Origin of the sequence: uncultured Thiodictyon sp., from assembly GCA_903837595.1 — a bacterium.
Classification (GTDB): Bacteria; Pseudomonadota; Gammaproteobacteria; order Chromatiales; family Chromatiaceae; genus Thiodictyon.
In genome coordinates, this window is the sequence record CAILVI010000211.1 from 1 (window position 1) to 10,402 (window position 10,402).

11 protein-coding genes are annotated in these 10,402 nt (G+C 64.7%); 8 read left to right on the plus strand and 3 right to left on the minus strand.

Annotation, left to right across the window (positions count from 1 at the left end; genetic code table 11):
- Window positions 1-1,019, plus strand: a 1,019-nt coding sequence (locus tag QZY44_RS11300; protein ID WP_295446230.1) for a Bcr/CflA family efflux MFS transporter, incomplete at its 5' end; no start/stop codon positions are given.
- Between the two features lies 1 nt (window position 1,020).
- Here QZY44_RS11300 and QZY44_RS11305 read toward each other — a convergent pair.
- Entirely contained in the window at window positions 1,021-1,920 is a 900-nt protein-coding gene (locus tag QZY44_RS11305; RefSeq protein WP_295446232.1) for a radical SAM protein, read from the minus strand.
- Window positions 1,921-1,926: 6 nt separating this feature from the next.
- On the minus strand, window positions 1,927-2,793 hold the full coding sequence (locus QZY44_RS11310) for an SDR family oxidoreductase (RefSeq protein ID WP_295446233.1): 867 nt from the start codon (window positions 2,791-2,793) through the stop codon (window positions 1,927-1,929).
- Between the two features lie 157 nt (window positions 2,794-2,950).
- Between QZY44_RS11310 and QZY44_RS11315 the strand changes: the two genes are divergently transcribed.
- From QZY44_RS11315 to QZY44_RS11330, 4 genes are all read left to right on the plus strand, one after another.
- Window positions 2,951-3,292: a zinc ribbon domain-containing protein gene (locus tag QZY44_RS11315; protein WP_295446235.1), complete on the plus strand. Its 342-nt coding sequence runs from the start codon at window positions 2,951-2,953 to the stop codon at window positions 3,290-3,292.
- A 207-nt stretch (window positions 3,293-3,499) separates the two neighbouring features.
- Window positions 3,500-5,278, plus strand: coding sequence for an aspartate--tRNA ligase (gene aspS, locus QZY44_RS11320; RefSeq protein ID WP_295446237.1), 1,779 nt, complete (start codon window positions 3,500-3,502; stop codon window positions 5,276-5,278).
- A 10-nt stretch (window positions 5,279-5,288) separates the two neighbouring features.
- A complete protein-coding gene (nudB, locus tag QZY44_RS11325) occupies window positions 5,289-5,843 on the plus strand; it encodes a dihydroneopterin triphosphate diphosphatase (protein ID WP_365304053.1) in 555 nt (184 codons plus the stop codon).
- Window positions 5,844-5,993: 150 nt separating this feature from the next.
- Complete coding sequence (locus QZY44_RS11330) at window positions 5,994-6,485, plus strand: hypothetical protein (protein ID WP_295446239.1); 492 nt, start codon at window positions 5,994-5,996, stop codon at window positions 6,483-6,485.
- Window positions 6,486-7,412: 927 nt separating this feature from the next.
- Here QZY44_RS11330 and QZY44_RS11335 read toward each other — a convergent pair.
- Complete coding sequence (locus tag QZY44_RS11335; RefSeq protein ID WP_295446241.1) at window positions 7,413-7,985, minus strand: hypothetical protein; 573 nt, start codon at window positions 7,983-7,985, stop codon at window positions 7,413-7,415.
- Between the two features lie 99 nt (window positions 7,986-8,084).
- On the opposite strand from QZY44_RS11335, the gene QZY44_RS11340 reads away from it, so the two are divergent.
- From QZY44_RS11340 to QZY44_RS11350, 3 genes are all read left to right on the plus strand, one after another.
- Window positions 8,085-8,444, plus strand: a complete 360-nt coding sequence (locus QZY44_RS11340; protein ID WP_295446244.1) for a hypothetical protein — start codon at window positions 8,085-8,087, stop codon at window positions 8,442-8,444.
- Entirely contained in the window at window positions 8,441-8,797 is a 357-nt protein-coding gene (gene tnpB / locus QZY44_RS11345; protein ID WP_295446246.1) for an IS66 family insertion sequence element accessory protein TnpB, read from the plus strand. The genes QZY44_RS11340 and tnpB overlap by 4 nt, the downstream gene beginning before the upstream one ends.
- Window positions 8,798-8,921: 124 nt before the next feature.
- On the plus strand, window positions 8,922-10,402 hold a 1,481-nt coding region (locus QZY44_RS11350; RefSeq protein WP_295446248.1), incomplete at its 3' end, for an IS66 family transposase.

The following is a 10,402-nucleotide window of genomic DNA, read 5'->3' on the forward strand; positions in this document are numbered from 1 at the left end:
CCCAATTGTTCGTGGGGCCGCTGTCCGACATGTTCGGCCGACGCGTGACCATCGGTGGCGGCCTGGCCCTATTCTGTCTGGGGGCCTTGGGCTGTGCCCTGGCCGACCACATGGGGACCCTGCTGGCGGCGCGCGTCGTCCAGGCCCTGGGTGGGGCGGCGATCGCGGTGACGGTGCCGGCCCTGGTCCGGGACCTGTTTGAGCGCGACTACTATGCCCGGGTGATCGGCCTGGTGATGCTGACCATGTCCCTGGCCCCACTGCTCGCGCCCTCGATCGGCGGGCTGATTGTGACCCACGCCAGTTGGCACTGGGTCTTCATCGCACTCTTTGGCATCGCGACGCTCGCGAGCGCGCTCTTTTTCTGGTTGATCCCGGAGTCACTGCCGCCCGCGCGCCGCCACCCGGCGGAGGTCGGCCGGGTCCTGCGCAACTATTTCAAATTGCTGCGCCATCGGGTCGGCATGGGCTATCTGCTCACCGGGGCCTGCTCCTTCGGCGGCATGATGACCTTTATCGTCAGCTCGCCCTATGTCTATATCGTGTTGTACGGCGTGCCGACCGCCTGGTTCGGGGTCTTGTTTGGCGTCAACGTGGCGGCGGCCATGGTGGCGACCTCGTTCAACACCTATCTGGTCACGCGCCTGGGGATGGAGCGACTGCTGCGCCTGGGCCTCTGGGTGCAGGTGGGTGCCGCCCTGGGGCTCTTTGGCCTCGCGTTCATGGGCCAACCGCCCCTGTGGGGGATCGTGCTGGCGGCGCTCCTGTATCTGGGGATGGCCGGGGTGGTGCTCGGCAACGCCATGGCCGGGTACATGGGCTATTTTGCGCCGATGGCGGGGACCGCCTCCGCCTTCTCGGGGGCGGCGCGCTTCGGGGCCGGGGCCGTCGTCGGCTCACTGGTCAGTCTGGCCCATGACGGCACGGCGCGCCCCCTCTTGCTCGGGATGGCCGTGTGCGGGCTGCTCGCGGGGGCCAGCTATTGGCTCCTGTGCGCACCGCGCCCCGAGCACCAATGAGTCACATCCCGCGTGCCCCCGCCGCCCGCAGTGATACTGCCGCGGGCCTTTCGATAGCCGCCCTGACCTGCGCCAGCAGGCGCGCCTTATCGGCGCCGAGCGTGCCCTTGAGTAACAGCCAATTGGAGGCATGATCGGCGCGGAAGATGGTCCGCCGCAGTTCCAGTGCCGACAGGAATCGCTCCATTTCGCGGAACAGGCCGGTTGGCGAGAGGGCTTGCCAGTCGGGCCAAGCCGCGCGGAACCGGGCGCCGCCATCTTGCAGCATGAGCACCAGTATCGAGAGGTACTCGGGCGCGGTGGCATTGATCAGGCGCGCGGAGTTTTCCGCGTGTTGTTCGCTCAAACGTTGGCCGCCCAGGCCATTGATGATCATCACCGAGCGGCGGATGTCGGCCGCGCGCAGTTGGTCGAGTGCATTCCGGGTCGATGCGAAGCTTTCACCCTTATTCACCCGCGCCAGTACCGTATCGTCCCCTGACTCTGCGCCGAGATAAGCCAGCGTCAGGCCCGCCTCACGCAACTCATTCAGCTCGCTGCTGGTTTTTCTTTTCAGATTGCGCGCCAGACAATAGCTGGAGACGCGATGCACGGCCGGGAGACAGGTGCGGATCGCCTTCAGATAGGCCAGCAGGCGCCGGGTCGGCAACACCAGGGCATCGCCATCGGCAAGGAATACCCGCCGCACCTGATCGCCGCCATACTCGCCGGCACGCCGGATGCTCTCCAGTACCTCTTCTTCATCGCGGGCGCGGAAGCGTTTCTGCGGCACGGTATACATCTCGCAGAAGCTGCATTGGCTCCACGAACAGCCGTCGGTGACCGGCAGGATCAGTGAGTCGGCCTCGCTCGGTGGGCGATAGACCGGTTCGACATAGCGGATAGGCGAAGACTGGTTCAAGGCCGGCTACCGCGCCCCGCCGCCGGAGATGCGGCTGAGCACCCAATCCATCGCCCGGTTGCTCAACACCCGCCGCAGTATGCCGAAGAGGTGGGTGGGGAAGGTCACGTAGTAGCGCGGCCGGGGGCGCGGTTGCTCCAGGGCGTGGATCAGCGCCTTCAACACGGCCTGCGGTGGTAGGGTGAAGGGCTGGGCGGCGCCTTCCTTGGTGAGTCGCGCCTCGGCCAGCCGGTAGGCGTCGCGGTGGACGCTGTGCTCGGTGTCGATCCGCGCCTTGAAGGCCTGGTGGGCGTTTTCCCGGAAGCGGGAGAGGATCGGTCCCGGTTCGATCAGGCAGACCTGGATGCCGCTCCCGGCTAGTTCCAGGCGCAGGGTATCGGTCAGCCCCTCCAAGGCGAACTTGCTGGCGACATAGGCGCCGCGGAAGGGCAGGGAGACCAGACCCAGGAGTGAACTGTTCTGCACGATGCGCCCGTGCCCCTGACGGCGCATGATGGGGATCACCCGGCAGGTCAGGTCATGAGTGCCGAGCAGATTGGTCTCCAGTTGGGCGCGCAGCGCCGCCCGCGTCAGGTCTTCCACCGCGCCGGGCAGGCCGTAGGCGCCGTTGTTGAAGAGTGCGTCCAGGGTGCCGCCGGTGATGGCCAGGGTCGCCGCGAGGGCCGCCTCGATCGAGTTCGGGTCGTCCAGGTCCAACTGCACCGCCGTGAGCCCTTCCGCTTGGAGTCGTGCCACGTCTGTGCTCTGGCGGGCGGAGGCGATGACCCGCCAGCCGCGCCGGGTGAGGCCGTGGGCGCAGGTGTAACCGATCCCGCTTGAACAGCCGGTGATGAGTACCGAGCGGGCGGCGGGGTGGGGAGCAAGATCGGCCATGGGGTCCTCGGCTGGTGGCGGGCGCAAACGAAGCATTTTGACCCAGATTTAGGCCCAAGGGTGGCCCCGGTGCAAGGGCCGGTCGGCACCCCGCGGATTTGACATCGGGGCGGAAACCCCTATAACTCCCGCCCATCCACATGATGAGGAACCTGACATGCCGATCTACGAATACCGCTGCGAGGCCTGCGGCCACGAACTTGAGAAACTCCAGAAGCTGGCGGACGCCCCCCTGACCGACTGCCCGGCGTGCGGCCAGCCGACCCTGAAGAAGCAGATCTCCGCCGCCGGCTTCCGGCTCAAGGGCAGCGGCTGGTACGAAACCGACTTCAAGCAGGGCGACAAGAAGAAAAATCTCCACACCGACGGCGAGAAGAGCGGCGGCGGGGGAGGGAGCGGCGCGGCGAAGCCGGAAACGAAGGCGGACGCCCCCAAGCCGGCCGAGAGCACCGCCAAGCCTGCGGAAAGCAAACCCGCCGCCAAGTCGGACGCGACCTGATCGCCAGAGTGCCGCAATGGCGCTTGCCGCCAGCTCCAGTCGCGGCCTAGGGGCCGCTCCTACGGGCGGCGCCCCGTCGCGATCCGTCCCCGATCGGCGCTGATTACGGCATCGCAACTTGCGCGACCGGTAACAGGCCAGTATCTTGAAACGTTTTATCCGGGGGCCACGCGGCGCCCCGGATCAGGCTAACAAGGCGATCGGCTCATGCGCACGCACTACTGTGGTGAATTAGACAGCGGCCTGATCGGACAGGAGGTGATCCTGTGCGGTTGGGTGCATCGGCGGCGGGACCACGGTGGGGTCATCTTCATCGACCTGCGTGACCGCGAGGGCCTGATCCAGGTGGTCCTGGACCCGGACCGGGCGGAGGTCTTCGCGCTGGCCGAGCAGGCGCGCAGCGAGTACGTGCTGCGCATCGAAGGCCGGGTGCGCCCGCGTCCGGAGGGCACCGTGAACAAGGACCTGCCGACCGGTGAGGTCGAGGTCCTGGGCACCGGGCTCACGATCCTGAATGCCGCCGAGACGCCGCCCTTCCAGCTCGACACCCATTCCGCCGACACCTCCGAGGAGGTGCGCCTGCGCTATCGCTATGTGGATTTGCGTCGCCCGGAGATGCAGGAGCGGCTGCGCGTGCGCAGCCGCGTCACGCGGGTCATGCGCAATTTTCTGGACGACCACGGCTTTCTGGACATCGAGACGCCCATCCTCACCAAGTCCACCCCGGAGGGCGCCCGCGACTATCTGGTCCCCAGCCGCACCCACCCGGGCGAGTTTTTCGCGCTGCCGCAGTCGCCGCAGCTGTTCAAACAGTTGCTGATGATGTCCGGCATGGACCGTTATTACCAGGTGGCCCGCTGCTTCCGCGACGAGGACCTGCGGGCCGATCGCCAGCCGGAGTTCACCCAGCTCGATATCGAAGTCTCCTTCATGACCGAGGACGAGCTGACTGGCCTCATGGAAGAGATGATCCGGCGGCTCTTCAAAGAGGTGCTGGACGCCGACCTGCCCAACCCCTTCCCGCGCCTGACCTACGCCGAGGCCATGCGCCGTTTTGGCTCGGACAAGCCGGACCTGCGAGTCCCGCTGGAGTTGATCGATGTGGGCGACCTGATGGTCGACGTCGACTTCAAGGTCTTCTCCGGACCGGCCCAGGACCCCAAGGGGCGGGTGGTGGCGCTACGCCTGCCCAAGGGAGCGGAGCTGAGCCGCAAGGAGCTCGACGAGTACACCAAGTTCGTTGGTATCTATGGGGCCAAGGGCCTGGCCTATATCAAGGTCAACGAGTGGGCGACCAAGGGCAAAGAGGGGTTGCAGTCCCCGATCGTCAAGAATCTCACCGCCGCCGCCGTTGACGGCGTCATGGCCCGCACCGGGGCGCAGGACGGCGACCTGATCTTTTTCGGCGCCGATAAGGCAAACGTGGTCAATGAGGCCATTGGGGCGCTGCGGGTACGCCTCGGTCAGGACCGTGGGCTCATGGAGCCCGGCTGGCGGCCGCTGTGGGTGGTCGACTTCCCGATGTTCGAGCACGACGCGGCCAACCAGCGCTGGGCGGCCCTGCATCATCCCTTCACCGCCCCCATGGAGGACCAGCTCGACCTGCTGGAGACCGACCCCGGCGCCTGCCTGTCGCGCGCCTACGATTGCGTGCTCAACGGCAGCGAGATCGGCGGCGGCTCCATCCGTATCCATCGCGATGCGGTGCAGCGCCGGGTCTTCCAGCTGCTCAACATCAGCGACCAGCAGGCAGAGGACCGCTTCGGTTTCCTGCTCAAGGCCCTGCGCTTCGGCTGCCCGCCGCACGGCGGCATCGCCTTTGGCCTGGACCGCCTCGTCATGCTGATGACCGGTGCGGCCTCGATCCGCGACGTCATGGCCTTCCCCAAGACCCAGACCGCCGCCTGCTTGATGACCAGCGCCCCGTCACCGGTAGACGAGGTCCAGCTCAAGGAGCTGGGTCTGCGTCTGCGGGCGCGCGCCTGAGGTGGGGGTCGTGGCGCTGGAGATCGCGACACAGGTGCCGGGGCACGCGCAGTCCCGGGGTGACGACATGGCGGGGTTGATTGGCGGCGGGCTGGAGCCGGCAACCGCGCAGGAGGCAGAGCCGATGTCCGACACGCATTTCAAGCGTCCGCAATCCGTCTTGGTGGTTATCTGTACCCGGGGCGGTGAGTTTCTGATGCTGCGGCGCACCCGCCCCGGCCAGTTCTGGCAATCAGTAACCGGTAGTCTCGCCCCCGGCGAGAGCCCGCGCCTGGCGGCCCTGCGGGAGGTGCGGGAGGAGACCGGGCTGTGGGCCGGCTCCGCGCTGATCGATCTGCGCCGCTCGGTGCTCTTTCCCATCGTGCGCGCCTGGCGGGAGCGCTATGCACCCAACGTGCGGTTCAACCGTGAATACTGGTTCGCCCTGGTGCTGGAGACCCGTCGCATCATCAAGTTGGACCCGGGCGAGCACCAGGACTACCGCTGGCTCCCCGGGTTGCGCGCCGCCGCCCTGGCCGGTTCCTGGACCAACCGCGACGCCATCCTGGCGCTCTCAGGCGGCTGAAGCGGGGCTTTACCCCGCCGGTAGGAGCGGCCCCCAGGCCGCGACGGTGTGCGGCCTGAGGCCGCCCCACGGGGCTTTGTCCCCTCCGTGGGAGCGGCGTCCGGCCGCGATGATTCTTGCTCAAAGACAGCCAATCCAGGTAGGTCCAGCGTGAATATCATCGCCCTCCTTTTGCTCATCGTCTCTCTGGCTGGATGCGCCACTACGCCGGCGCCAGCGCCAGTGGCATCGCCGGTCGCGTTTTCTGCATCGGAATATGCAGCGCTGCCGAAAAGCGGAAATTCAACGATCACCGGTCAGGCGTTTCTGAAGAAAAGCAATGGCGATATCAAGGTGGCGGCGGGAAATGAAATCCGGTTGAATCCGGTGACTTCTTATTCGCTTTATGTCTACAATAGTGCAGCTTCATCGCAGCAAAAGCTGGACCCTCGATGCCTCCAATATCGACGCACGACGATTGCGGATAGTAATGGTCGCTTCAGGTTCAAGAATATCCCGGCCGGCGACTATTTCGTCAGTGCCGCTGTCAAATCGTCGGCCGCGACCGGGCGCCAGAATGCCTCTGACAGTCGCGCCAGTAAAGTGATCAAGCGGGTTGCTGTGGGGTCTGGGGGAACGGCCGAAGTCATGGTTAGGGAATGATGTCGGGGGCGACAGATGGTGCTGAGGGAAGGCGCCAAAATCGCTGTCGGGCCTCGATCATGATCCCGGCCGCTGCCTCTCACCCGGCGCTCGTTACACCGCTCAAGAGACTGTGAAAGTATTCGCTCCGGACCCGTAAAAGCCGCAATCCTGTAGGTTGGAGTGAGGAACGAACCCCAACATTTCAGCGCCTTGCATTCGGCCGCACGTTGGGCTTCGTTCCTCAGCCCAACCTACAGTGAATACTTGCCCAATCTCTCAAGCGGTGTAACGCATGTGTCAGGCGCTCTGCGCTTAGACTGTTGGTGGCCGGAACGATGATCAATGTTCAACGCGGGTATTTCTGACCCCGTGTTGTCCAGGGTATGTGTGACATGTTTGGGACGCCCCCGGCCGTCACTGTGCCGCGCGGGCGGCGCCTCACGACCCACTGCCCGGTGCAGCCCATGGTGGCATCGGTAGCCTGTCTAGGCTAAAGTGAGAATCGCAAGGATGGGTCTACGGGTTTTAGGATAGATCCTCGGGCCAGTGTCAATTCCGGCGATGCTGGGTATGGGTGGGTGCCGGGCGGCATAACGTGCCTGCCTGGTAAAGTATAACGCAATTGAAAACAGAGAGATGAGCAAATGGATCACTGCAGAGACTGCAGAGACTGCAAAGTGTGCGGGCGGCTCGGGATTGTAAAGCTGTTACTGCTTCCCCTTCAACTGCTCTATAAGTATACGTTGAGTTGGAATATCGGATGGATTGTTGGCCTCTTTGTCCGCTATTGCCCGGAATGTGGGCACCGGATGAGTCAACATCAGAAGCGGGCGGATGGCTCTTTCAAAGATTGAAAATCGAAAGATGGTTCAATGAAGTTACCGTTGCGATTCGCAGCTCGCCCATGGCTTGGTGTAGCTCATGTCAGCCTCTCGCCGCTCGCGGTCAAGAGTCGCTCTTGTAGAACGCCCCGGCGGTGAACTTAACGAACTCCTCTGTCTTCTCCTGACTGCGCGCAATCACCTGCCAAGGTTCCAGTCGTGAAATCTCCGTCTGGAGGTCCTTGGCGGTCTTGGCGCTGCAACCAACAATATCCTGCACCGACGCGGCGGCCACGCCGTCGCATTGGAAAATATAGGCGAATTCCAGCAACGCCTGGAAGTTGAAGAACTTCTGCTGGTAGTCGTTCGGCGATTGACTGGCAAAGAACACCACGACACCCTTTGAGCGCCCCTCGCGGATGATTCGTTCCAGGCAGATGTTCTTCTGACCGAGATAGTTATGGGCCTCGTCGATGACCAGGATGGTCCGAATGGTCCGCCGGTTCTCCGTCACCGGGCTGTCCGGAAGGGTGGCCATTTCCTTGTAGAGCCGCTCGATGACGAGGTATGCCACCAGTTCCTTGAGTACCGGCATGGCATGCACGTCGATCAGCATGGTTCGGTTTGACACCCGGTCCATCGGTGCGCCTTCGCTGCCGTGACGCCAAAAGAGCTCGAAGTCGGACAGGTCCCGCAACACCTCAATCAGGCGTAAGCGTCCGGCGAATTACATCTTTCGCCGCCCCGGTCGAACCAGCGAAGATCGCGCCTGGTTCAACAAGGCCGGAGATGCGACATGGCGGAACGGGGGAGCGATCAGCAGCGCAGCGCGGCGCAGTGGCGGGTGCTGGTCGGCGCCTATGAAGCAAGCGGGCTGAGTGTGCGGGCGTTTTGCGCACAACGGGGGGTAGCACAGAGCACCTTCTATCAGTGGCTCCGCCGACTGCGGGAGGACGCGGCGGGCTTGGGCGCCGCACCGCTACCGGGGGTGCAATTGGTGCCGGTGCAGGTGCTTCAAGAGCGGCTGGCGCCGATCGCTGGCGGAGCCAGCGGGATTGCGGTGGTGGCCCATGGCGGGGTGCGCATTGAGGTGGCCTGCGGGTTCGACGGGGCGACCCTGACACGGGTACTGGCCACCCTGGCGGCGCGGGCATGATCGCCTTGGGGGAGGAGACGCGGGTCTACCTGGCGCTGGGGGCCACGGACATGCGCAAGTCCATCGACAGTCTGGCGGCGTTGGTCGTCGACGTGTTGCAGCAGGACCCTTGTACGGCGCAGGTTTTCGTCTTCTGCAATCGTGGACGCGACAAGCTCAAGGTGCTGTGCTGGCAACGCAATGGCTTCTGGTTGTGTTACCGCCGCTTGGAGCGTGAGCGCTTCCGCTGGCCGTCGGTGAGCGCCGACGCGTCGGCCGTGACGGTCACGACCCGCGAGTTGCGTTGGCTGCTCGACGGCCTGCAATGGCAGCGGATGGAGGGGCATCGGGAGGTCCATTTCCGTGTCTTGTGAATGCGCGCTCTGACCACCTGCAAGGCGCTATTCTGATAGAATAGCAGGCATGCCAACCGCTGCCCATTCACATTCTTCAGACCCACTTGCATTGCATGCCGAAGTGATTCGGCTGAAGGATTGCGTGGTCGAATTAGAGCAGGAGCGGACCCGCCAAGCCGACGCGCTCCAGATCCAGGCGCAACGGATCTCGCAGCTGCTTGACTATATCGCATTGCTCAAGCGCAAGCGCTTTGCTCCCAGCAGCGAGCAGGTCGCCCCCAATCAACTCGGACTCTTCGACGAGGCGGAACTAGAGGCGCTGATCGGGGAATTGGAGCAGGAGGCCCCGCCACCGGTCCCCGATACGCCCGCGGCACCACCGAAGACCAAGCCGGTGCGCCGTCCGCTGCCGGCCCATCTGCCGCGGGTGGAGCGGATCATCGACCTGCCGGCGGCGGTCAAGGCGAGCCTGGGCCACGATTGGAAGCTGATCGGCTACGACGAATCCGAACAACTGGCGATCATCCCGCGCCAGCCCTATGTCATCGTCTTCAAGCGCGCGAAATACGCCCCACTGCACCCGGAGGTACTCGGTGCCGAACAGGGCGTGATCATCGCCCCACGCGCCCCGCAAATCCTCCCCAAGGCGATCGCCGACAGCTCGTTGCTGGCCGACATCGTGGTGGGCAAGTTCGCCGACGCCTTGCCACTGTATCGCCAAGAGCGCATCGTCGCCCGCGAAGGCATTGAGATTTCGCGCCAAACCATGGCCGGATGGCTGATCCAGCTCGACGCGAAGCTCACGCCGCTCATGGCTGCCATGAAGGCACTCTTATGGACTGGGCCGGTCCTGCACATTGATGAGACGCCCGTCCAAGTGCTTGACGAGCCAGGCCGCAAGGCGACGCAGAAATCGTATATGTGGGTCTATTGTGGCGGACCACCCGAGCGGCCCGTACTGATCTTTGATTACGCCGACACCCGCGGCGGGGCGGCGCCCCGGCGCTTTTTGTGCGGCGGTGCGCCACCTCATGACCCGCCGGTGTATCGCGGGCATCTGGTCACCGACGCCTATAGCGTCTACGACGCCTTGGTGGTGGAGTTGGTATTGCTGGGCCGCGCCGGCTGCTGGGCGCATGTGCGGCGTAAATTCGTCGAGGCCACCGTCGGGCGCACGCACACCGCCGCGGCCCACCAGATGGTGGCGCTGATCGGTAAGCTCTACGCCGTGGAGCGGCGCCTGCGCGACGTCACGCCCGCCGAGCGCCAGGCGCAGCGCATGATTCAGAGTCGCCCGATCCTCGACGCCATCAAGACCTGGCTGGATGAGAAGGCGCCCCAGGTCCTGCCCCAGAGCCTCCTCGGCAAGGCCATTGCCTATACCTTGAATCAGTGGCCGTCACTGATTCTCTTCCTCGAAGACGGCCACCTGCCGATCGACAACAATCGGGCCGAGAATGCCATTCGGCCATTCGTCGTCGGACGCAATTATGTGCAGCTCCGGATTATGTGCAGTTCCGCCAGCCGCCCCGACTTCCGGGGAGGCAACTGGCGGATTCGCTTGGGTTTACGGCCCCGGTCGGCGCCGCCGCGACAGCCCCACCTGCGCATAATCAGAGGCCG

Excerpts from the sequence above, each read along its gene's own strand:
- tnpB (WP_295446246.1), top strand. The coding sequence starts at position 8,441 with ATGATCGCCTTGGGGGAGGAGACGCGGGTCTACCTGGCGCTGGGGGCC.
- aspS (WP_295446237.1), top strand. The coding sequence starts at position 3,500 with ATGCGCACGCACTACTGTGGTGAATTAGACAGCGGCCTGATCGGACAG.
- QZY44_RS11310 (WP_295446233.1), bottom strand. The coding sequence starts at position 2,793 with ATGGCCGATCTTGCTCCCCACCCCGCCGCCCGCTCGGTACTCATCACC.
- QZY44_RS11340 (WP_295446244.1), top strand. The coding sequence starts at position 8,085 with ATGGCGGAACGGGGGAGCGATCAGCAGCGCAGCGCGGCGCAGTGGCGG.
- QZY44_RS11315 (WP_295446235.1), top strand. The coding sequence starts at position 2,951 with ATGCCGATCTACGAATACCGCTGCGAGGCCTGCGGCCACGAACTTGAG.